Genomic DNA, 22,264 nt, shown 5'->3' with positions numbered 1-22,264 from the left:
CAGTACGTCGGGATTGAATTGGCTGCGGATGAGCGAGGCTGTTCGTGCCGCATTCGCGGGAAACTGTCAGGAGGGGGCGGGCCACCCTGGCCTGGACCGTTGGCGCCATGGATGGCGCCATCGAGCACCATGGATGGGCTTTTGCGTGTCCAGGCCAGGGTGGCCCGCCCCCTCCCACGCAGGAACAGAGAGGCGCACAAGCGGCCAATCCGACCGCAATCACTGCAACCCCGGAAAACAGAAAAGCCCGCACAAGGCGGGCTTTTTCGGTTCCTGCTGCGGCGACTGGCGCTCCCTAGGGGACTCGAACCCCTGTTTTAGCCTTGAGAGGGCCACGTCCTAACCACTAGACGAAGGGAGCGTAACTGTGTCGCTGCCGAGGCAGGAGCGCTAGTATATGCACCTCGATGCCATTGGGCAATCCCGAAACTTCAACCGGAAGCGCCAACATCATTTCCCCTGCTACATCACCGTTCAGCCTGCGCGTCATCCCGCGCGACCAGCACACGATCTCCCGCAAGGACATCAGCCCGAACGCCCTGCGCGTGCTTTATCGCCTGCGCGATGCCGGCTTCGGCGCCTACCTTGTCGGCGGCGCGGTGCGCGACCTGCTGGTCAATGGCCAACCCAAGGATTTCGACGTGGCCACCGATGCCACGCCCGAACAGGTCAAGCAGCTGTTCCGCAACTGCCGCCTGATCGGTCGTCGGTTCCGCCTCGCCCACGTAGTGTTCGGCCGCGAAATCATCGAAGTCGCCACCTTCCGTGCCAACAGCGATGACGGCAGCGGCGACCGCGAGATGGAAAACGGCATGCTCGTGCGCGACAACGTGTACGGCACCATCGAAGACGACGCGGTCCGCCGAGACTTCACCTGCAACGCCCTGTACTACGCCATCGAGGACTTCTCGGTGCGCGACTACACCGGCGGCTTCGAAGACGTCCAGGCGCGCCTGATGAAGCTGATCGGCGATCCCGAGCAGCGTTATCGGGAAGACCCGGTGCGCATGCTGCGTGCGGTGCGCCTGGCGGCCAAGCTCGGCTTCCAGGTCGAAGAGGGGACCGCTGCGCCCATCCCGCACCTGGCCGGCCTGCTCAATGAAGCCGCGCCGGCGCGCCTGTTCGAGGAAGTGCTCAAGCTGTTCCTGTCCGGGCACGGCGTGGCCAGCTTCGAAGGCCTTGAGCGTTACGGCCTGCTCGACGTGCTGTTCCCGGAGAGCGCCAAGGCGCTGAAGTCCAACCGCACCGGCGCGCTGCGCCGCATGCTGGTCGAAGGCCTGGCCAACACCGATGCCCGCGTGGCCAACGACGAGCCGGTCTCGCCGGCGTTCCTGTTCGCGTTGCTGCTGTGGCCGGCGTTCTGCCGCGCACAGGCGACCCTGCTCAAGCAGGGGGTGGCACCGGAAGAGGCGCAGCGCCGCGCCGCCGACCGGGTCACCGTGCAGCAGCTCAGCACCATCGCGCTGCCGCGCCGCTTCTCGCTGCCGATGCAGGAGATCTGGCTGCTGCAGTCGCGCTTCAGCTCGCGCCAGCGCAAGCGCGTGTTCCGTACCCTGACCCACCCGCGCTTCCGCGCCGCGTTCGATTTCCTCAGCCTGCGCCAGGTCGCTTCGTCCGAGCATGCAGTGGATGTCGAGTTCTGGCGCGAAGCACAGGCGCAGTCCGGTCGCGAGCTGGAGTCGTCGCTGGATGCGATGCACAGTGAAGACGGCGATGACGAGAGCGGGGCACCGCGCAAGCGCCGCCGTCGCCGTCGACGTCCCGGTGCTGCTGCGGCGGGCGAGTAAGCGATGACCCTCGCCTGGATCGGCCTCGGCGCCAACCTTGGCGACGCGGCCGCGACCGTGGGCGCGGCGATTGCCGCGCTGGACGGCCTGCCGGGAACGCGCCTGCGACAGGCCTCGCGGCTCTATGCAACCCCGGCCTGGGGCAATGAAGACCAGCCGCCGTTCGTCAATGCCGTGGCTGCGGTCGAAACCACCTTGGCGGCCGATGAGTTGCTGCATGCCATGCTGGCGCTGGAGCGGGGCTTTGGCCGCGTGCGCGATCCGGCGGTGCACTGGGGGCCGCGCGCGCTGGACCTGGACCTGCTGCTGTATGGCACGCAGGTCCTCGATCAGCCCGGTCTGCAGGTACCCCATCCCTACCTGCACGAGCGCGCCTTCGTGTTGGTGCCGCTGGCCGAAATCGCGCCTGATCTGGCCATTCCCGGTCATGGCAGCGTGCGGGATGCAGTGGTGCGGGTGGATGCCTGCGGGATTGCGCCGATAGGGTGATAATGACCGGGTTATCTCCCCCGGTTATCAGCACATGAGCACCCACGCAGACAGCAAGCCCTGGACCGTTCCCGCCCTGGCCGAGGCCAAGCGCAATGGCCAGAAGCTGGTCATGTTGACCGCCTACGACGCCGGCTTCGCCCGCACCTTCGATGCCAACGGCGTCGATCTGATCCTGATCGGCGATTCGCTGGGCATGGTCGTGCAGGGTCATGATTCGACCCTGCCGGTGACCGTGGCCGACATGGTCTACCACACCCGCGCCGTGGCCCGCGTGCTGCAGCGTGCGCTGCTGGTGGCCGACCTGCCGTTCGGCGCCGATGCCACCCCGGAACGCGCGCTGGATGCCTCGCTGCAGCTGCTGCAGGCCGGTGCCGAGATGGTCAAGATCGAAGGTGCCGGCTTCAAGGTCGACATCATCCGCTACCTGGTCGAGCGCGAGATTCCGGTCTGCGCGCACCTGGGCCTGACCCCGCAATCGGTGCTGCGCCTGGGCGGCTTCAAGATCCAGGGCCGCGGCGATGCTGCGCGCCAGCTGGTGGAGGATGCCAGGGCCGTGGCCGCCGCAGGCGCCAGCATCATGGTGCTTGAATGCGTGCCGACCCCCGTCGCCGCCGAAGTGACCGCTGCGGTGGATGTGCCGACCATCGGTATAGGTGCTGGCCCGCAGTGCGATGGCCAGGTGCTGGTGCTGCACGATTTCCTCGGCCTGGACAGTGGCCATCGCCGTCCCAAGTTCGTCAAGGATTTCCTTGCCGAAGGCGGCTCGGTGGCCGGTGCCACCCGCGCATTTGCCGACGCCGTGCGCGACGGCAGCTTCCCCGACGAACAGCACGCGTACGCCCAATGATCCAGACCTTCAACGAGCTCGGCGCGCTGCGCGGGCAGATCGCCCAGTGGAAGCGCGAGGGCCTGCGCGTGGCGCTGGTGCCGACCATGGGCAACCTGCATGGGGGCCACCATTCGCTGGTGGCGCTGGCCCGCCAGTACGCCGACAAGGTGGTGGCGAGCATCTTCGTCAACCCGACCCAGTTCGGGCCGAACGAGGACTTCAGCCGCTACCCGCGCACGCCCGAGGCCGACGTGGCCGGGCTGGAGCAGGCTGGCTGTGATGCGGTGTGGCTGCCCAGCGTCGAGGCGATGTACCCGCTGGGCGTGGACAAGACCACGCGCATGCACGCGCCGGGCGTGAGTGAAGTGCTGGAAGGTGCCAGCCGTCCGGGGCACTTCGATGGCGTCTGCACGGTGGTGGCACGCCTGTTCCTGCAGGTGCAGCCGGACGTGGCCGTGTTCGGTCGCAAGGACTACCAGCAGTTGGCCGTGATCAAGCAGATGGTGGCCGAGCTGTCGTTCCCGGTCCAGATCGTCGGCGCCGAGATCGTGCGCGACGAGGATGGCCTGGCCAAGAGCTCGCGCAACCAGTACCTGAGCGCTGAACAGCGTCCGGTCGCGACCACCATCCACCGGACCCTGCTGGGCATGCGCGAAGGCTACGTGGCCGGGCAGGCTCGTGAACGCATCGAGGCCGAGGCCACTGCCGCATTGCAGGCGGCCGGTTTCCAGGTTGACTACGCGGTGCTGCGCACTCCGGAGCTGGCCGAGCCGACCTTCGACGGCGGCGGCCGGGTGGCGCTGATCGCCGCACGGCTGGGTACCACCCGGCTGATCGACAACCTGGAGTTCTGAGTTCCGGCGGTGCCGCGCGATGCATGGGGTCAGATCCCTTTCCCAGGGAAAAGGGATCCGACCCCGGTTTCACCGCCTACCTGAACAGGTTGCCGGCCGTAATGCCCGGCGCTGTGCGGGTGCTAGAATCCGCTCTTTCCTTTGCCGTTGCAGCGCCCCCCATGCACCTGTCCCTGCTCAAGACCAAGATCCACCGCGCCACCGTCACCCATTCCGAGCTGAACTACGAAGGCTCGATCGCCATCGATGACAACCTGCTGGCTGCCACTGGCATCCGCGAGTTCGAACAGGTGCACATCTGGGACGTGACCAACGGTGCGCGCTTCTCGACCTATGCCATCCGCGCCGAAGCCGGCAGCGGCGTTGTCTCGCTCAACGGTGGCGCCGCGCGCCACGTGCAGGTCGGTGACATCATCATCATCGCCGCGTTCGCCAGCATGACCGAGCAGGAAGCTGACAGCTTCAAGCCGAAGCTGGTGTACGTTGATGGCAACAACCAGATCACCCACACCAACGACACGATCCCGACCCAGGCCGCATGACAACGAACAACGGATTCGACTCGCTGCATTCCCACGCCCAGCGCCTGAAGGGCGCAAGCATTCCCAGCCTGCTCGCCGCCGAACCCGGCCGCGTGCAGGACCTGGCGCTGCGGGTCGGTCCGTTGTACGTCAACTTCGCCCGTCAGAAGTACGATGCCGCGGCGCTGCAGGCGTTGCTGGCGCTGGCTGCCGAGCGTGATGTCGGCGGCGCCATCACCCGCCTGTTCCGCGGCGAGCAGGTCAATCTGACCGAAGGCCGCGCCGCGCTGCATACCGCGCTGCGTGGCGACGTGGTCGATGCGCCGGTGGCGGCCGAGGCCTATGCCACCGCGCGCGGCATCCGCCAGCGCATGGGCGTGCTGGTGCGCGCGCTGGAAGACAGCGGCGTGACCGATGTGGTCAGTGTCGGCATCGGGGGATCCGACCTCGGGCCGCGCCTGGTCGCCGATGCGCTGCGCCCGGTCAGCGGTGCGCGCCTGCGCGTGCATTTCGTGTCGAACGTGGACGGCGCCGCCATGCAGCGCACGCTGGCCACGCTGGATCCGGCGAAGACCGCCGGCATCCTGATCTCCAAGACCTTCGGTACCCAGGAAACCCTGCTCAACGGCCAGATCCTGCACGACTGGCTGGGTGGCAGCGAGCGCCTGTATGCGGTCAGCGCCAATCCGGAGCGCGCCGCCAAGGCCTTCGCGATCGCCGCCGATCGCGTGCTGCCGATGTGGGACTGGGTCGGTGGCCGTTATTCGCTGTGGTCGGCGGTGGGTTTCCCGATCGCACTGGCGATCGGCTTCGAGCGTTTCGAGCAGCTGCTGGAAGGCGCCGCGCAGATGGATGCGCATGCGCTGGATGCACCGCTGGAGCGCAACCTGCCGGTGCTGCACGGCCTCACCGACATCTGGAACCGTAACCTGCTGGGCCATGCCACGCACGCGGTGATGACCTACGACCAGCGCCTGGCGCTGCTGCCGGCTTACCTGCAGCAGCTGGTGATGGAGAGCCTGGGCAAGCGCGTGCAGCGCGACGGCCAGCCGGTCACCGTCGACACCGTGCCGGTGTGGTGGGGCGGGGCAGGGACCGACGTGCAGCACAGCTTCTTCCAGGCGCTGCACCAGGGCACCAGCATCGTTCCGGCCGACTTCATCGGCTGTGTGCACAACGATGATCCGTATACGATCAATCACCAGGCCCTGCTGGCCAACCTGCTGGCGCAGACCGAAGCGCTGGCCAATGGCCAGGGCAGCGAAGATCCGCACCGCGACTACCCGGGGGGCCGGCCGAGCACGCTGATCCTGCTCGACGCGTTGACCCCGCAGGCGCTGGGTGCACTGATCGCCATGTACGAGCACGCTGTATACGTGCAGTCGGTGATCTGGAACATCAACGCCTTCGACCAGTTCGGTGTCGAGCTGGGCAAGCAGCTGGCCAGTGGCCTGCTGCCGGCGCTGCAGGGCGAGGATGTGGCGGTTGCCGATCCGATGACCCGCGAGATCCTGGCGCAGTTGAAGGGCTGATGCCCGGGTAGTGCCGGCCGCTGGCCGGCATCCAGGCGATGCTTCAATCGTTCACGAGGTTGCCGGCCAGCGGCCGGCACTACCGGTGCACGACGTGGCGTCTCACCGGCTCGGATCGCGTTCCGGGCTGGGCCGCTTGGCCAGCTTGCGCTGCAGCGAGCGCCGGTGCATGCCGAGCAGGCGTGCGGCCGCTGACACGTTGCCGCCGGTCTCGTGCATCGCCTGCTGGATATGTTCCCACTGCAGGCGGCTGATCGGCGTCATCGCATCGGGCACTTCCATTTCGCCGTCGTCGGCCGGGCCGTCGTCCTCCTCGCCAAGCGCGCGCAGGATCATCGGCACCGTGGCCGGCTTCGGCAGGTAATCATCCGCGCCCAGCTTGATCGCCTCCACTGCGGTGGCGATGCTGGCATAGCCGGTCACCAGCAGGATGCGCATGTCCGCGCGCAGTGCGCGCAGCGGCTGGATCAGCGCCAGGCCGGAATCGCTGCCCAGCTTCAGGTCGATCAGCGCGAACGCCGGCGGATGCTGGCGGGCCAGTGCCAGGGCACTGGCGGCATCCTGTGCGGTCTGTGTTTCCAGGCCCTTGCGGGCCAGGCTGCGCTGCAGGGTACGCAGGTACAGCTCGTCGTCGTCGACCAGCAGACCAAGGGTTGAGGCGCTCATGGGGTTTCCTCGCGTGGGGCCAGCGGCAGGCGGAAGCCGACGCGGCTGCCGGCCCCCTGGGCCGGGCGCATCCACATCTCGCCGTCGAGGCGTTCGATGGTGGCATGGGACAGGGCCAGGCCGACGCCCATGCCCTCGCTCTTGCTGCTGCCGAACAGCTTGCCCGGCAGCACGGCGGCACGGGCGTCGAAACCATGGCCGTAGTCGCGTACTTCGCCGATCAGGTCGTCGCCCTCGATGCGCAGGTCCAGGTCCACGCGCGGCCGGCCGGCCTTCTCGCCGGCATCGGCGGCATTGTTGAGCAGGACCATCAGCAGGTGGCCTACGCCCGGGTCGAGCGGCAGCCGCAGCGGCGCATCGTCGTTGCGATGCAGGTCGATGGTCGGTCGCACCAGGCGCCATTGCTCCAGCACCTGCTGGGCGCTGGAATGGCTGCGGCCCGGCGCGTCGGCCGAGGCCGGGGCGGCCAGTGCCAGCACGCGCTCACGGCACTGCACCAGCAGCTCGCGCAGGGTCTCCATGTCTTCGCGCACTTCCGGCTCTTCGCTGCGCTCGGCGACATCGTCGGCGAGCAGGGTCATGGTCGCCAGCGGCGTGTTCAGTTCATGTGCCACCGAGGCGGCATGGGTGGCCAGCGCGACGATGCCCTCGTTGCGGGCGAAGCGCTCACGCAGTGCCGACAGTTCCAGTTCGCGCTCCCGCAGGGCCAGTGCCAGGCGGGTGGAGAAGGCCAGCACCACTGTGGCGGAAATCAGGAAGTTGGCGACCACGCCCCAGCGATTGAGGTCCTGTGCGCGGAAGTAGCCGTCCGGCAGCGCCTGCCCGAAGATGCCGCTGGCGGCGTAGCCGAGCAGGCAGGCCAGCGCGACCGCCAGTGCCCAGCGCAGGGGCAGGGCGAAGGCGGCCAGCGCGATCAGGATCAGGAACAGTGAACTGAACGGGTTGGCCATGCCGCCGCTCCAGCCCACCATCCAGGTCAGGATGATCACGTCCACCAGGATATGGCCGAATGCGGTCAGCGGCGCAGTGTCGGCCGCTTCCGGGCGCAGCTGGGTGTAGACGTTGAACAGGGCCAGCACCGCCACGCCGGCCCACAACGGCAGCTGCGGCAACGGCAGGCCCAGCACCCAGGTCGCGACCAGGATGGTGGCGGCCTGGCCGCCTACGGCAAGCCAGCGCAGGCTGCACAGGGTACGGAGAAACGGGGCGTCGGGACCGGTCATTCACGCCCATCGTATGCGTTCATGCGTGTACATGCCTGCGACAATCGGCCGCAGCCGTGCCGCAGGCTGAATGCGAGTCACCCCGAATGCGGGAGTGGGCGGTAGAATGCGCCCATGCACGACGCCGTCACCCGCCCGACTCCCCCCTCCGATGCCACCGCCTGGCCCCGTCGCCAGACCCATGCCGTCCAGATCGGCGGGGTCACCGTAGGCGGAGGCAAGCCGGTGGTGGTGCAGTCGATGACCAACACCGATACCTCCGATGTGGCCTCCAGCGTGAAGCAGGTGGCCGAGTTGTGGCGTGCAGGTTCGGAGATGGTGCGGTTGACCGTCAACACCGTGGAAGCCGCTGCGGCCATTCCGCGCATCGTCGACAAGCTGGCGATGATGGGTATCGATGTACCGCTGATCGGTGACTTCCACTACAACGGCCACCAGCTGCTCACCGCCGAGCCGGCATGTGCGGAAGCGTTGGCCAAGTACCGCATCAACCCGGGCAATGTCGGCTTCGGCAAGAAGAAGGACCTGCAGTTCGCCCAGTTGATCGAGTTCGCGATCCGCTACAACAAGCCGGTGCGCATCGGTGCCAACTGGGGCTCGCTGGACCAGGCCCTGGCGGCCAGGCTGATGGACGAGAACAGCCTGCGCGAGCAGCCCTGGGACGCCGGCCGCGTGCTGCGTGAGGCGCTGATCCGTTCGGCGCTGGATTCGGCCGAGCAGGCCGTGGAACTGGGCCTGCCGCGCGATCGGATCGTGCTGTCGGCCAAGGTCAGTGGCGTGCAGGAACTGATCGCGGTGTACCGCGACCTGGCCCAGCGCTCGGACTTCGCCCTGCACCTGGGCTTGACCGAAGCCGGTATCGGCAGCAAGGGCATCGTCGCCTCGTCGGCAGCGCTGAGCGTGCTGCTGCAGGAAGGCATCGGTGACACCATCCGCATCTCGCTGACCCCGGAACCGGGCCAGTCGCGCACGCAGGAAGTGATCGTCGCCCAGGAACTGCTGCAGACCACCGGCCAGCGCGCCTTCACGCCGCTGGTCACGGCCTGCCCGGGCTGCGGCCGCACCACCTCCGAGTTCTTCCAGGAACTGGCCAAAGTGGTGCAGAACCATGTGCGCGAGAAGATGCCGCTGTGGAAGATCCACCACCCGGGGGCGGAGAACATGACCCTGGCGGTGATGGGCTGCATCGTCAATGGGCCGGGTGAGTCGCGCCATGCCAACATCGGCATCTCCCTGCCGGGCACGGGCGAGACGCCGGCAGCACCGGTATTCGTCGATGGCGAGAAGAAGGTGACCCTGCGTGGCGACAACATCGCCCAGGAGTTCGTCGCCCTGATCGACGATTACGTCGAACACAAATATGTCCGAAGCGCCGGATAAGCCTGCGATCCTCGCCGCTCCGGAGTCGGCCTCCGGTTTCCGCCACTGGATGGCGCGCAACGCCTGGCGCCTGGTCCTGCTGTTCGGTGGCGTACTGCTGCCGTTGGCGGGCTTCGTCGCCCTGGCTGACGAAGTGCACGAATTTGAATCGTTCCATTTCGATGCGCCGCTGCTGTGGCAGATGCATGGCCTGCATTCGCCATGGCTGGACCGCTTCTTCGTGCTCATCTCGAAACTGGGCTACGAGTGGTTCCTGATCCCTGCTGACGTGCTGATCATCGGTGCGCTGCTGGGCTACCGGCGCTGGCGCGAGGCGACCTTCGTCGCGGTCAGTTTCGTGGGATCGGCGTTGCTGAACATGGGCAGCAAGCACTTCTTCCAGCGCCAGCGCCCCAGCCTGTGGGAGTCGATTGCGCCGGAATCGACGTTCAGCTTCCCCAGCGGGCACGCCATGGGCTCGATGACCCTTGCCGTGACCCTGGTGCTGCTGGCCTGGAATACACGCTGGCGCTGGCCGGTACTGCTGCTGGCGCCCCCGTTCAGCCTGCTGGTGAGCGTCTCACGGGTCTATCTGGGCGTGCATTATCCCTCGGACATCCTGGCCGGATGGTGTGCCGCGCTGGTTTGGGTGGTAGGGTGCTATCTGGTCATGTTCAGTCGCCGGCATCCTTGGCGACGTCGGGATTCGCCGCCAGCGACGGCCAGCGAAGCATCATCACAGGGGGGTGACGTGGATGACCCTTCCGGGGCGTCTACGTAATAGATCAGTTGTTTCGTTGCAGCAGGTTCTGCAAGACAGGGGGCAAGCACAACGCGCGTTACTGTGATGCGCAAGGCAGAACGCCCGGATCGCGTCCCGGACGCGCTTGCAGGGGTATCGGCGTCCTGCCTAGCTTGACCTGCAATGGCCGCATTCGAAGAGGTACGTGAATGACGATTCGAGTCTACCTGGTGGATGACCATGCGCTGGTCCGCACCGGGATGAAGATGATCCTGTCGGGGGAGACCGACATCGAGGTGGTGGGCGAAGCCGAGACCGGTGAAGACGCACTGCGCGACGTCCGCCAGCTGCTGCCGGACGTGGTGCTCTGCGACCTGCACCTGCCCGGTGTGAGTGGCATGGAAGTGACCGAGCGCATCGTCCGCAGCCACCGCAACACCCGCGTGGTGATCGTATCGGTGCTGGAAGACGGGCCGCTGCCGAAGCGCTTGCTGGAGGCGGGGGCCGCGGGCTACATCGGCAAGGGCTGCGATGCACAGGAGCTGCTGCGCGCGGTGCGCGATGTGGCCATGGGCCGTCGCTACCTGGGCACCAGCATCGCGCAGAACCTGGCCCTGTCGACGGTGGAGGGCAATGGATCGCCGTTCGACAGCCTGTCGCCGCGCGAACTGGAAGTAGCCTTGCTGCTGACCCAGGGCCTGCGCCAAGAAGACATCGCGCGGCGCCTGAGCCTGAGTGCCAAGACGGTGAACACGCACAAGGCGCGGTTGTTCGAGAAGATGGGGATCCACGACAACATCGCGCTGGCGCGCATGGCCAGCCAGTACGGGCTGGTGGATCCGGCGCGGCCGTTGTAAGGGTTTCGGCCTTCTGTGTAGAGCCGAGCCCATGCTCGGCTGCTCTCCATTCCGCTGGAGTGGAGCCGAGCATGGGCTCGGCTCTACACCTGCTTCGGGCTCAGTGGCCGCGCACGCGCTTGATGATCTTCGCCGCGTCGGCGGCGCTGGCGCGCACCTTGTCCCATTCGCCGTCGGCGATCCAGTTGCCCGGCACCATCCACGAACCGCCGATGCAGACCACGTTCTTCTGTTCAAGGTACTCGGCGGCGGTGTTCTCGGTGATGCCGCCGGTCGGGCACAGCTTCAGGTCCGCCACCGGGCCGGCCAGTCCCTTGATCATCGCCAGCCCGCCCACGGCCGTGGCCGGGAACAGCTTGCACACGCGGAAGCCGCGGGCGTAGAGCGACAGCAGCTCGGTCGGCGTCGCCGCACCTGGCACCACCGGCAGCGGCGCAGCGGCAAGTGCATCAGCCAGCGCCGGCGGCGTCCCCGGCGTCACCAGGAAGTCCGCACCCGCATCGATCGACTGCTGCATCTGCTCCACGGTCAGCACCGTACCGGCACCCACCACCACATCGGGCAGCTCGCGCTTGAGCATCGCCAGCGCTTCCATCGCCACCGGCGTGCGCAGCGTCAGCTCGATCGCCGGCAGACCACCTTCCAGCAGCGCCGCACTGACCGCCCGCGCCTGGTCCAGCGTATGAATCGTCACCACCGGCAGGATGCCCGCCGCATGCAACAGCTCCGCCGCCTTCACCTGATGTTGTTCGATACCCATGCTTTTGCCCTTGCCTTTGCTCTTCTTGATTCAGTGGCCGCAGCGCAAATGACGCGCCGGGAATTGTCCAAGGGCAGTAGGGCGCCCTGGCCGGGACCGTGAGCGGCATGGATGCCGCGATCGAGCCCCCATGGATGGGTTTACGGCGTGTCCCGGCCAGGGCGCCCTACTGCCCAAGCCGGGAGCCTGCCGCGGCTTTTCGCGTCAGGCGTCTTTCGCCTCATGCGGCGCCGCCGCCGCTGCCGCATCGTGCCCCAGCTCATACTCCGCGTCGTAGTCCCACGGCCCGCCATCGGCCGCCGCCGGCCCGCACGAAATCGAAATCGCCCCCTGGTCCGCCGGACCCACCACGCGACGGTTGATCGCAAACAGATTGCGGCCCAGGTCATGCGCGGCCGGCGCGGTGTTCGGCGCCAGCGGACGTGCTGCCCATTCCGCCGCGTCCACCAGCACTTCCAGCGTGCCGGCCTCGCCGTCGAGGCGGATCATGTCGCCCTCGCGGACCTTGGCCAGCGGGCCACCGCGCGCCGCTTCCGGCGTCACATGGATGGCCGCTGGGATCTTGCCCGACGCACCGGACAGGCGGCCGTCGGTGACCAGCGCCACGCGCCGGCCCTGGTTCTGCAGCAGGCCCAGCAGCGGTGCCAGCGAATGCAGTTCGGGCATGCCGTTGGCACGCGGGCCCTGGTAACGCACCACCGCCACGAAGTCCTGCGGCAGCAGGCCACCGGCGTGCAGCTTGTTCAATACCTGCGGTGCATCGACCACCACCGCCGGTGCTTCGATCGTCCGGTACTGCGGTTTCACCGCTGACAGCTTGATCAGCGACTTGCCGAGGTTGCCGCGCAGCAGGCGCAGGCCACCCTGGTGCTCGAACGGATTGTCGACCCCACGCACCACTTCGTCATCGGCACTGTGTTCCAGGCCCGGCAGGTAGACCAGCCGGCCGTCACGCAGTTGCGGCTCGCGCGCATAGTCGGCCATGCCGCCACGCGCGACGCTGACCAGGTCGCCGTGCATCAGGCCCGCCTTGATCAGCTCGCCGAACACGAAGGCCGGGCCGCCAGCGGCCGCGAAACGGTTCACGTCTGCCTCGCCGTTCGGATAGACACGGGCCAGCAGCGGAATCAGCTGCGACAGTTCGTCGAAGTCGTCCCAGGTCAGCACGATGCCGGCCGCACGCGCCACCGCGATCCAGTGGATGGTGTGGTTGGTCGAACCGCCAGTGGCCATCAGCGCGATGACCGCGTTGATGATCGCGCGCTCGTCGATGATCCGGCCCAGCGGGCGGAAGTCGTCGCCCAGTGCGGTGATGTCCAGCGCGCGTTCGGTTGCCTCGCGGGTCAGGGCGTCGCGCAGCGGCGTGCCCGGATTGACGAACGAGGCGCCCGGCAACTGCACGCCCATGGCTTCCAGCAGCACCTGGTTGGAGTTGGCCGTGCCGTAGAAGGTGCAGGTGCCCGCACCGTGGTACGACGCGGACTCGGCTTCCAGCAGCTCTTCGCGGGTGGCCTCACCGGCGGCGTAGCGCTCGCGCACTTCGGCCTTCTGCTTGTTCGGGATGCCCGGGGTCATCGGGCCGGCCGGTACGAACACCGCCGGCAGATGGCCGAAGGCCAGCGCACCGATCAGCAGGCCCGGCACGATCTTGTCGCACACGCCGAGGTAGACGGTGGTATCGAACATGTCATGGCTGAGGCCGATGGCCGTGGCCTGGGCAATGACATCGCGCGAGAACAGCGACAGCTCCATGCCACCACGGCCCTGGGTGACACCGTCGCACATTGCAGGGACGCCGCCGGCGACCTGTGCAGTGGCGCCCAGCTCGCGGGCGATGTCGCGGATCTGTTCGGGATAGGTCTCGAACGGCTGGTGGGCCGACAGCATGTCGTTGTAGGCGGTGATGATGCCCAGGTTCGGCGTCACGCCGCCGCGCAGGCGGCTCTTGTCGGTGCCGCCGCAGGCGGCGAACCCGTGAGCGAGGTTGCCGCAACTCAGGCGGCTGCGGAACGGGCCCTCACGCAGGGAGGCATCGATCGCGGCCAGATAGGCGGCGCGCGAGGCGGCGCTGCGGCGGATGACGCGCTTAGTGATGGCTTGCAGTTGAGGATGGAGGCTCATTGGCTACCGGCGTTCGTGGTGGCGAGAGGCAAGCGGCGGCAGGGCGCCGCCGCCGACATCAATCAGCCCAGTGGACGCGCAGGCGCGCGCCTTCCAGGTTGATCGCATTGAGGATCGGGTACTGCTGGGCGTCGTTGCTGTCCAGCGCCTGGCGCAGTACCTGCAGCTTCTGCTTGCCACGCAGCAGCAGCAGGCGCTGGCGGCACTGGCGCAGGCCGTGCGGGGTCAGCGTGATGCGCAGCGGCCACTGGTTCGCGCCTGGGCAGCCGGTGGCATCCAGCGCGGCATAGGGCAGGGTGCTTTCCAGTGCACGTGCGAGGTCTTTCGAGCCAGGGAACAGCGAGGCGGTGTGCCCGTCGTTGCCCATGCCCAGCGCTACCAGGCTCGGCGGCTGGCTGTGCTGCGCCTGCAGGTTGGCGGTGTACACGCATTCGGGCAGTGGCTTGCCGATCCGTACCAGCGGATCGAAGTGGGCGCCCTCGGTGCGCTTGAGCAGGTGCTCGCGCACCAGCCAGGCGTTGCTGTCGCGATCCTGCGGCGACAGCCAGCGCTCGTCGGCCAGGCTCACTTCAACCCGGTCCCAGTGCACGTCCAGCTCGGCCAGTGCCTGGTAGACCGGGGCCGGCGTGGTGCCGCCGGACAGCAGGATGCGGGCGCGGCCCACTTCATTGATGTCGTGGTTGAGGGTGCGTGCCATCTCAGCGGCCACCGCTTCGATCCAGCCGTCGGCGTCGCCGTGTTGGATGAACTCGATGCGATCGTCGTGGAAGCTGGGGTTCATGCGGCAACTCCTGGTGCGTCACGTTCGGCGTCGGTGGCATAGGCGGCGGCGCCCAGCAATCCGGCGTGGGGATGCATCACCGCCAATGAGGGCACGCGCGCCATGATGGAGGAGAAGCGGCCCTTGTGTTCGAAGCGCTGGCGGAAACCGGAGTGCTGCAGCGAATCGAGCATCTTCGGGGTCAGGCCGCCGGTCAGGAACACGCCATCCCAGGCGCCCTGGGTGAGCACCAGGTCACCGGCGATGGCGCCGAACACGGCACAGAACACGTCCACGGTGCGCATTGCCTGCGGATCACCGTGCAGGGCGCGGGCGGTCACGTCCACCGGCTGCAGTTGGCCCGGGTCGATACCGGCCATCTCGCACACGGCGCGGTGGATGTTGACCAGGCCGGGGCCACAGATCAGGCGCTCGTTGGAGACGCGGCCGAACTGTTCGGACAGGATCTCGAGGATGCGGATCTCTTCCGGGGTTCCCGGCGGGAAACTGACATGGCCGCCTTCGGTTTCCAGCGGGTAGCAGCGGCCGTGGCGCATGATCAGGCCGCCCACGCCGAGGCCAGTACCCGGCCCGATCACTGCGTAGTTGCGCGGCTGGCCCGGCTTGCCCGGTACCCAGGCGGCACCGCCGACCTGGACCACGTCCTCGGGCTGCAGCAGTGAGATCGCCATCGCCTGTGCGGCAAAGTCGTTGATCAGGTGCAGTTCGTCGAAACCGAGCATCGCTGCGGTGCGGCTGCGCGAGATCACCCACGGATGGTTGGTGATGCGTGCTTCATCACCATCAACGCGACCGGCCACTGCGAACACGCCGCGGCTTGTGGTGGCACCGATCTGTTCCAGATGGTGGCGCGCGGCATCACCCAGCGAAGGGAACTCCGCCACCGCGTACTCGCGGATGCTGTCCTTCTGCAGAGGTGCGTCCTGCGAGGTGTCAGCCAGGGCGAAGCGGGCATTGGTGCCACCGATGTCGGCCACCAGCACCGGCTGCGAACTGGCGCTCATGCCGACGCTCCGCTGTCCGGTGCGTCCACGTCCTGCGGCAGGAACTCGCCGGCATTGCTCGGGCCCCATTGGCCGGCGGGGTAGGGCTCCAGCGGCAGCTTGGCGTCCTTCCACGCGTCGGCGACGCTGTCGATCCAGGCCCACGCTGCACGCACCTCGTCGTCGCGCACGAACAGCGTGTGATTGCCATTGAAGGCATCCAGGAACAGGCGCTCGTACGCGATGCGGCGATGCAGGCCGGTTGGCACTGACAGTTCCAGTTCCAGCGGATGCAGTTCCAGCGCGCCCCATTCCGGGCCGGCCAGGCTGCTCATCAGGCCCAGTTCGATGTTTTCCTGCGGCTGCAGCTGGAACACCAGGCGGTTCGGTGCGGCCTGCGCGCGCTGCGGGCGCTCGAACAGCCAATGGGTGACCGGCTTCAGCGTGACCACCACGCGGGTGGTGCGCTCGGGCAGGCGCTTGCCGGTGACCAGATGGAACGGCACGCCGCTCCAGCGCCAGTTGTCGATATGCGCGGTGACACCGGCGAAGGTTTCCACGTCGCTGCCTTCCGGCGGCTGGTAAGCCTGCGCCGGCTGGCCGTTGATGGTGCCAGCGGTGTAGCGGCCGCGGATGCTGTCACGCGCGGCGTGCTTCGCGTCGAGCGGGCGAAGGGCGCGCAGCACCTTGACCTTCTCGTCACGGATGCGGTCGGCTTCCAGCGACGCCGGCGGCTCCATCGCCACCATGCACAGCAGCTGCAGGATGTGGCTCTGCACCATGTCGCGCAGCGCGCCGGAGCGGGCGTAGTAGGCGTCACGGCCGTCCACGCCTTCGCTCTCGGCCACCAGGATGTGCACCGATTCGATGTAGTTGCGGTTCCACACCGCTTCCAGCAGCGTATTGCCGAAGCGCAGCGCGATCAGGTTCTGCACTGCCGCCTTGCCCAGGTAGTGGTCGAGGCGGAACACGCGGTCCTCGTCGATCCACTGGCCGATGGTGCTGATGATTTCCTCGGCGCTCTCGCTGTCGCTGCCGATCGGCTTCTCCAGCATCAGGCGTGCCGGCGCGGCGAGGGCGCCGCCCTTGGCCAGGCCTTCGCAGGTGGAAATGTACAGGCCCGGCGGAATGGCGAGGTAGCTGACGCACTTGCGGTGCACCAGGTCGGAGACCGCAGCGGCAACCGAGTCGACGTCGCGCAGGTCCACCGAACGGTAGTCGATACGGCGCAGCAGGGCAGCGATGTCGTCCTGCGTGGCCATCGGCATGGCCTGCTGCAGGCGCGGCCGCAGGATGTCATGGAAGGCTTCGGTGTCATGCCCGGACAGGGCCAGTGCGCGGATGCGGAAGTCCTCCGGCAGCAGGCCGTCGCCAAGCAGGCGAAGCAGCGAAGGGAACAGGTAGCGCTGGGCCAGATCACCTGTGGCACCGAACAGGAAGAGGGTGTCGTGCATCGCTCGAGTTTCAGATCCGGGTGACATCGTTGTCAATCGCTTCATGGCTGGGTTCGGGGGACATCCGCGCAACTGCCTGTCCGAGGTTCGTCAGGGGCGATCTCCGGTGTTGCGGAAGACCGTTCCATTCGAAACCACTACCTCGGCGGAACCTTCGTTCAACCGCCGACGCAGATCGGTGCGCACCGATCATCGGATAGTGCCACGTGAAAACGTTTACATGGCAGAATGGGCAACTGTATTCGATTGCAGTGCTCGCCGTCATGCGGCAAGCGCGCAATCATCACTGCCATCGGGAGGGCCGAGGCAGTCCCAAAAGACAGCCCGGCTTCGGGCGGACCGGATAGGTGATATGGCAAAAGTGCAGTTGCAGGGTGTGCGCAAGGTCTATGACAACGGCCAGGTCGCGGTGAAGGACGCCAGCTTCGAGGTCGCCGATGGCGAGCTGATGGTGCTGGTCGGTCCGTCCGGCTGTGGCAAGTCGACCCTGTTGCGGATGGTGGCGGGCCTTGAAGAAATCAGCGGCGGCACGCTGACCATCGGTGATCGCGTGGTCAACGACGTGGCGCCGAAGGATCGCGACATCGCCATGGTGTTCCAGAGCTACGCGTTGTACCCGCACATGACCGTGGCCGAGAACCTGGCCTTCGGCCTGAAGCTGCGCGGGCATGACAAGGCGACCATCGACAAGCGCATTGCCGAGGCGGCGCAGACGCTGGGCCTGACCGAGATGATGGACAAGCTGCCCAAGGCGATGTCCGGTGGCCAGCGCCAGCGCGTGGCACTGGGCCGGGCGCTGGTGCGCGAGCCGGCGGTGTTCCTGCTCGACGAGCCGCTGTCCAACCTCGACGCCAAGCTGCGCCACAGCGTGCGTACCGAGATCGCGCAGCTGCACCGCAAGCTGGGCACCACCATGATCTACGTGACGCACGACCAGGTCGAAGCGATGACCCTGGGCCAGCGCATCGTGGTGCTGAAGGACGGCATCATCCAGCAGATCGATACGCCGATGGCGCTGTACGATCGCCCGGCCAACCTGTTCGTGGCCGGTTTCCTCGGCAGCCCGGCGATGAACGTGCTGCGTGGCACGCTGCAGGGCGATGCCGGCGGCGTGAGCGTGGTCGACGGCGAATGGCGTGCACCGCTGGGCCAGGCGACGATCGATCCGGCGTGGCTGCAGAAGCCGATCGCGGTGGGCGTGCGCCCGGAGCACCTGCAGCCGGCGGCTGCCGATGATGCGCATGCATTCACCGCGCGCATCGAAGGCATCGAGCCGGTCGGCAACGAGATCTTCGTCAATCTGAGCAGTGGCCAGCATGCGCTGACCATGCGCGTGGCACCGCAGTCGCTGCCAGCAGTGGGCGAGCAGATCCGCGTGGCGATTCACCCGCAGGGCCTGCATTTCTTCAACGCAGAGAGCGGCGAGCGCCTGTAACCGGTAGTGCCGGCCGCTGGCCGGCAACCACACCTGGTTGAGGTTGCCGGCCAGCGACCGGCACTACCACTCATTCAGCGCGCCAGCCCGTCCAGCAATGGCACGCGCTGGGCGGTGGCGCCGCCCACCTGCAGGTCGGCGTCACTGGCTTCCAGCGGCAGCACCGCCAGCGCCAGGTTGCCGGCCACGCTGGCGACCGTGCCCAGCGTCGCGCCGTCCTGCAGCACGCCATCGCCGGCCTGTGCCGGTGCCGCGGTATGCAGCAGCTGCACCGCGCGCTTGGCCTTGCCGAGGAAGTGGGTGCGGGCGACGATTTCCTGGCCTGGGTAGCAGCCTTTCTTTACGCTGTAGCCATTCAGGCGGTCCAGGCCCAGCTGCTGCGGGGTCCACACTTCGCGCTGGCTTTCGTCCAAGCGCGGCAATCCGTAGCGCAGGTCGGCCTGGCGCCAGGCGAGGGCGAAGGCGGCCTCATCGGTTTCGCTGCCGGATGCAACGGCATCCGCCGCCCCGATGCGCAGGGTGCGCGGCAGGGCGTCGCTGCCCAGGTCCAGCTCCCAGCCGTCACCTGCAGCGTGCGCGATCGCGGCGCCGCTGGCAGCCTCGGGTGCAGTGAACGCACCGGCCACGGCCAGATCGCTGCGCACCTGTACCTTCACCTTGCGACGGAACACGAAGCGCTGCAGTTGCGACGCAATCGCATCGGCATCGCCGTCGGCCAGCACCAGCATCACGTGATCGTCGGCCAGCCGGAGCAGCTGGAACACTGCCAGGGTGCGGCCCTTGGCACTCAGCCAGGCGCTCCACTGCCAGTGCAGCAGGGGCAGGGCGGTGACATCGCTGCTGAACTGGGCGTGGGCGAAGGCGGCCGCATCCGGGCCCTGCAGGCTCAGCAGCTGGTGGCCGGGCAGGCGCGGATATCCGACGAAAGCAGGGGGCAGGTTGTCAGGCACGTGAACGAGGTCTAAAATTTGTGCGTTGCGAGACCGAACATGATAGGCCAAACAACCCCCACTCCCGACGACGAATCTGAAGCCCCGCTGGTCCCCGCGGCACCCGTGCCCGTGGAACAGGAAAAAGCAGAGGAATTCGGCGGCCGCGGCGGACTTGATCCGGTGCGGTATGGCGATTGGGAGAAAAACGGACGCTGCATCGATTTCTGATCAGCATTGAGCCAACGCGGCCGCGTGCCGCCCAGCCGAGACAACGAGCCCAGCGAATGGCGACCAGACAACGCCCACTTTCCCCGCACCTTCAGGTGTATCGCTGGCAGATTCAGATGGCCACCTCGATCCTGCATCGAGCCACCGGCATCTTTCTGTCTGTTGGTGCCCTCATCATCGCTGCCGGCCTGCTGGCCCTGATGATGGGGCCCGAGTCCTGGAACTGCTTCACCGGCCATGCCGGGGCCTGGTATGGCCGCGTGTTCCTGTTCGCGTGGACATGGTCGTTCGCCTATCACCTGTGCAATGGCATCCGCCATGTGGTGCAGGACTTCGCCATCGGCTTCAGCATCCCTGCCTTCATCCGCAGCAGCTGGCTGTCGGTCATCGGCAGCCTGGTGATCACCCTGCTGGTGTGGGCCTATGTGATGTTCGGAGGTGCCGCGTGAGCAAGTTCCGTACCCCGCTGAAGAACGTGCGCGGCCTGGGCTCGGCCAAGACCGGCACCGAGCACTTCGTGCACCAGCGCCTGACCGCCGCCGCGCTGGTGGTGCTGGGCATCTGGTTCCTGGTCTTCGTGCTGGGCCTGCTGGGCTCGGATTACGCGACCGCCGCCGCCGCCGTGGCCAAGCCGTGGAATGCAGTGCCGTTGATCGGCCTGCTGATCGCCATGTTCTGGCACGCGCAGCTCGGCATGCAGGTCGTGCTGGAAGACTACATCCACGAATCGCTGCTGGCCCTGGTGCTGCAGACCGCGGTGAAGTTCGTCGCCGTGCTCGGCATGATCGTCAGTGTGTTTGCGGTGGGCCGCATCGCCCTCGGCGTTGCCTGAGCCCAGGCACCTACACAGGAATCCAGATTAGATGTCCGCTTACAAGATCACCGAACACAAGTACGACATGGTCGTGGTCGGCGCCGGCGGTGCCGGCCTGCGCGCCACGTTCGGCCTGGCCGCCAAGGGCCTGCAGACCGTGTGCCTGACCAAGGTCTTCCCGACCCGTTCGCACACCGTTGCCGCCCAGGGCGGTATTTCGGCCGCACTCGGCAACATGGGCGAGGACGACTGGCGCTACCACTTCTTCGACACCATCAAGGGGTCGGACTGGCTGGGCGACCAGGACGCCATCGAGTACATGTGCCGTGAGGCCATCCCGGCCATCATCGAACTGGAACACTACGGCGTGCCGTTCTCGCGCACCGCCGAAGGCAAGATCTACCAGCGTCCGTTCGGTGGCATGACCACCAAGTACGGCGAAGGCCCGGCGGCGCAGCGTACCTGCGCGGCGGCCGACCGTACCGGCCACGCGATGCTGCATACCCTGTACCAGCAGTCGCTGAAGCACGATGCGCGCTTCATGATCGAGTACTTCGCGCTCGACCTGATCTTCGACGACGAAGGCGCCTGCCGCGGCGTGCTGGCCCTGGACATGTCCGATGGCACGCTGCACCTGTTCCGCGCCCAGGGCGTGGTGCTGGCCACCGGCGGCTACGGCCGTGCCTACTTCAGCGCCACCTCGGCGCACACCTGCACCGGCGACGGTGGCGGCCTGGCCATGCGTGCCGGCATCGCCATGCAGGACATGGAGTTCGTGCAGTTCCACCCGACCGGCATCTACGGCGCCGGCTGCCTGATCACCGAGGGTGTCCGCGGTGAAGGCGGCATCCTGCGCAACAGCAGCGGCGAGCGCTTCATGGAGCGCTATGCACCGCACTACAAGGACCTGGCCTCGCGCGACGTGGTCAGCCGTTCGATGACCATCGAGATCCGCGAAGGCCGCGGCGTCGGCGAGCACAAGGACCACATCCTGCTCGACCTGACCCACCTCGGCCCGGGCGTGATCGACGAGAAGCTGCCGGGCATCGCCGAGAGCGCCCGCATCTTCGCCGGCGTCGACGTGCACAAGCAGCCGATCCCGGTCATTCCGACCGTGCACTACAACATGGGCGGCATCCCGACCAACTACCACGGTGAAGTGGTGCAGAAGGTCGGCGACAACGACAACGCCGTGGTGCCGGGCCTGTACGCCATCGGCGAAGCGGCCTGCGTGTCCGTGCACGGCGCCAACCGCCTGGGCTCGAACTCGCTGCTCGACCTGGTGGTGTTCGGCCGTGCGGTGGCCAACCGCTGCGCCGAGACCATCAAGCCGGGTGCCGCGCACAAGCCGCTGCCGGCCGATGCCTGCGACAAGGCGCTGGGCCTGCTGGACAAGCTGCGCCACGCCAACGGCGATACCCCGACCTCGGTCATCCGCGATCGCATGCAGCGCACCATGCAGGCCGACGCGGCCGTCTTCCGCACCAGCCAGACGCTGAAGGAAGGCTGCGAGAAGATGGACAAGATCTTCGACTCGTTCCAGGACGTGAAGGTCTCCGACCGTTCGCTGGTCTGGAACTCGGACCTGATCGAGACCTACGAGCTGAACAACCTGCTGCTCAACGCGGTGGCGACGATCAACTCGGCCGAACAGCGCAAGGAAAGCCGTGGTGCGCATGCGCACGAGGACTATCCGGACCGCGACGACGTCAACTGGCAGAAGCACACCCTGGTCAGCGTCGACGAGAAGGGCAAGTGCAGCTTCGACTACCGTCCGGTGCACATGTACACGTTGACCGACGACGTGTCCGTGGTGCCGCCGAAGCCGCGCGTGTACTGATCCGACCCCGCCTACCATGCAATCCGCGCCCACGGGCGCGGGCCGCCTGAGCCA

General features: G+C 67.3%; 22 protein-coding genes and 1 tRNA gene. 14 read left to right on the top strand and 9 right to left on the bottom strand.

What is annotated here, in order from left to right; genetic code table 11:
• Positions 1–286 precede the first annotated feature (286 nt).
• Positions 287–361 (bottom strand) — tRNA-Glu (locus A7X97_RS02750).
• A 52-nt stretch (positions 362–413) separates the two neighbouring features.
• Between A7X97_RS02750 and pcnB the strand changes: the two genes are divergently transcribed.
• From pcnB to pgi, 6 genes are all read left to right on the top strand, one after another.
• Positions 414–1,787, top strand: a complete 1,374-nt coding sequence (gene pcnB / locus A7X97_RS02745) for a polynucleotide adenylyltransferase PcnB (protein WP_088496465.1) — start codon at positions 414–416, stop codon at positions 1,785–1,787.
• A 3-nt stretch (positions 1,788–1,790) separates the two neighbouring features.
• Positions 1,791–2,276, top strand: a complete 486-nt coding sequence (folK, locus tag A7X97_RS02740) for a 2-amino-4-hydroxy-6-hydroxymethyldihydropteridine diphosphokinase (RefSeq protein WP_072168338.1) — start codon at positions 1,791–1,793, stop codon at positions 2,274–2,276.
• 34 nt (positions 2,277–2,310) lie between these two features.
• Positions 2,311–3,126 (top strand): 3-methyl-2-oxobutanoate hydroxymethyltransferase, encoded by an 816-nt coding sequence (gene panB, locus A7X97_RS02735; RefSeq protein WP_014646749.1) that lies wholly within the window; start codon positions 2,311–2,313, stop codon positions 3,124–3,126.
• Positions 3,123–3,962: a pantoate--beta-alanine ligase gene (gene panC, locus A7X97_RS02730; protein ID WP_061480289.1), complete on the top strand. Its 840-nt coding sequence runs from the start codon at positions 3,123–3,125 to the stop codon at positions 3,960–3,962. Before panB ends, panC begins: the two co-directional genes overlap by 4 nt.
• 161 nt (positions 3,963–4,123) lie before the next feature.
• The gene (gene panD / locus A7X97_RS02725; protein ID WP_006432456.1) at positions 4,124–4,504 is read left to right on the top strand and encodes an aspartate 1-decarboxylase; all 381 of its coding nucleotides are present in this window, start codon (positions 4,124–4,126) and stop codon (positions 4,502–4,504) included.
• Positions 4,501–6,015 carry a glucose-6-phosphate isomerase gene (gene pgi / locus A7X97_RS02720; protein ID WP_072168337.1) on the top strand — a complete coding sequence of 505 codons (1,515 nt, stop codon included), beginning with the start codon at positions 4,501–4,503 and terminating at the stop codon, positions 6,013–6,015. Before panD ends, pgi begins: the two co-directional genes overlap by 4 nt.
• A 102-nt stretch (positions 6,016–6,117) precedes the next feature.
• Here pgi and A7X97_RS02715 read toward each other — a convergent pair whose 3' ends face one another.
• Both A7X97_RS02715 and A7X97_RS02710 read right to left on the bottom strand, forming a co-directional pair.
• On the bottom strand, positions 6,118–6,681 hold the full coding sequence (locus A7X97_RS02715) for a response regulator transcription factor (RefSeq protein WP_005409063.1): 564 nt from the start codon (positions 6,679–6,681) through the stop codon (positions 6,118–6,120).
• The gene (locus A7X97_RS02710; RefSeq protein WP_049414674.1) at positions 6,678–7,904 is read right to left on the bottom strand and encodes an ATP-binding protein; all 1,227 of its coding nucleotides are present in this window, start codon (positions 7,902–7,904) and stop codon (positions 6,678–6,680) included. The genes A7X97_RS02715 and A7X97_RS02710 overlap by 4 nt, the downstream gene beginning before the upstream one ends.
• Before the next feature lie 114 nt (positions 7,905–8,018).
• Between A7X97_RS02710 and ispG the strand changes: the two genes are divergently transcribed.
• From ispG to A7X97_RS02695, 3 genes are all read left to right on the top strand, one after another.
• Entirely contained in the window at positions 8,019–9,284 is a 1,266-nt protein-coding gene (ispG, locus tag A7X97_RS02705; RefSeq protein ID WP_049414673.1) for a flavodoxin-dependent (E)-4-hydroxy-3-methylbut-2-enyl-diphosphate synthase, read from the top strand.
• Entirely contained in the window at positions 9,265–10,044 is a 780-nt protein-coding gene (locus tag A7X97_RS02700) for a phosphatase PAP2 family protein (RefSeq protein WP_088496460.1), read from the top strand. The genes ispG and A7X97_RS02700 overlap by 20 nt, the downstream gene beginning before the upstream one ends.
• A 170-nt stretch (positions 10,045–10,214) precedes the next feature.
• Positions 10,215–10,862 (top strand): response regulator, encoded by a 648-nt coding sequence (locus A7X97_RS02695; protein ID WP_005416124.1) that lies wholly within the window; start codon positions 10,215–10,217, stop codon positions 10,860–10,862.
• Between the two features lie 100 nt (positions 10,863–10,962).
• On the opposite strand, the gene eda is transcribed toward A7X97_RS02695, so the two are convergent.
• The 5 genes from eda to zwf form a co-directional block, all read right to left on the bottom strand.
• Positions 10,963–11,622 (bottom strand): bifunctional 4-hydroxy-2-oxoglutarate aldolase/2-dehydro-3-deoxy-phosphogluconate aldolase, encoded by a 660-nt coding sequence (gene eda / locus A7X97_RS02690; RefSeq protein ID WP_049429315.1) that lies wholly within the window; start codon positions 11,620–11,622, stop codon positions 10,963–10,965.
• Positions 11,623–11,826: 204 nt separating this feature from the next.
• Complete coding sequence (gene edd, locus A7X97_RS02685; protein WP_088496295.1) at positions 11,827–13,743, bottom strand: phosphogluconate dehydratase; 1,917 nt, start codon at positions 13,741–13,743, stop codon at positions 11,827–11,829.
• A gap of 58 nt (positions 13,744–13,801) precedes the next feature.
• On the bottom strand, positions 13,802–14,524 hold the full coding sequence (pgl, locus tag A7X97_RS02680; protein WP_049413491.1) for a 6-phosphogluconolactonase: 723 nt from the start codon (positions 14,522–14,524) through the stop codon (positions 13,802–13,804).
• A complete protein-coding gene (gene glk, locus A7X97_RS02675; RefSeq protein WP_072168335.1) occupies positions 14,521–15,528 on the bottom strand; it encodes a glucokinase in 1,008 nt (335 codons plus the stop codon). Before glk ends, pgl begins: the two co-directional genes overlap by 4 nt.
• Positions 15,525–16,961, bottom strand: coding sequence for a glucose-6-phosphate dehydrogenase (gene zwf, locus A7X97_RS02670; protein WP_072168334.1), 1,437 nt, complete (start codon positions 16,959–16,961; stop codon positions 15,525–15,527). The genes glk and zwf overlap by 4 nt, the downstream gene beginning before the upstream one ends.
• A gap of 352 nt (positions 16,962–17,313) precedes the next feature.
• Between zwf and A7X97_RS02665 the strand changes: the two genes are divergently transcribed.
• Positions 17,314–18,396, top strand: a complete 1,083-nt coding sequence (locus A7X97_RS02665; RefSeq protein WP_072168333.1) for an ABC transporter ATP-binding protein — start codon at positions 17,314–17,316, stop codon at positions 18,394–18,396.
• 74 nt (positions 18,397–18,470) lie between these two features.
• Here the strand turns inward: A7X97_RS02665 and ygfZ are convergent, their stop codons facing one another.
• Positions 18,471–19,346 carry a CAF17-like 4Fe-4S cluster assembly/insertion protein YgfZ gene (gene ygfZ, locus A7X97_RS02660; protein ID WP_088496296.1) on the bottom strand — a complete coding sequence of 292 codons (876 nt, stop codon included), beginning with the start codon at positions 19,344–19,346 and terminating at the stop codon, positions 18,471–18,473.
• Between the two features lie 39 nt (positions 19,347–19,385).
• Here ygfZ and A7X97_RS22230 point away from each other — a divergent pair, with 39 nt between their 5' ends.
• From A7X97_RS22230 to sdhA, 4 genes are read left to right on the top strand one after another with little or no spacing between them, the layout of a single operon-like run.
• Complete coding sequence (locus tag A7X97_RS22230) at positions 19,386–19,556, top strand: DUF1674 domain-containing protein (RefSeq protein WP_005409075.1); 171 nt, start codon at positions 19,386–19,388, stop codon at positions 19,554–19,556.
• Positions 19,557–19,612: 56 nt separating this feature from the next.
• Positions 19,613–20,005, top strand: a complete 393-nt coding sequence (gene sdhC / locus A7X97_RS02650) for a succinate dehydrogenase, cytochrome b556 subunit (protein WP_005416132.1) — start codon at positions 19,613–19,615, stop codon at positions 20,003–20,005.
• Entirely contained in the window at positions 20,002–20,388 is a 387-nt protein-coding gene (gene sdhD / locus A7X97_RS02645; protein WP_005409077.1) for a succinate dehydrogenase, hydrophobic membrane anchor protein, read from the top strand. Before sdhC ends, sdhD begins: the two co-directional genes overlap by 4 nt.
• Positions 20,389–20,419: 31 nt before the next feature.
• Positions 20,420–22,210, top strand: coding sequence for a succinate dehydrogenase flavoprotein subunit (gene sdhA, locus A7X97_RS02640; protein ID WP_014036803.1), 1,791 nt, complete (start codon positions 20,420–20,422; stop codon positions 22,208–22,210).
• Positions 22,211–22,264: the final 54 nt, after the last annotated feature.

The organism is Stenotrophomonas sepilia (assembly GCF_003244875.1).
Lineage (GTDB): Bacteria > Pseudomonadota > Gammaproteobacteria > Xanthomonadales > Xanthomonadaceae > Stenotrophomonas > Stenotrophomonas sepilia.
This window is presented reverse-complemented; position numbering and strand designations above follow the sequence as displayed.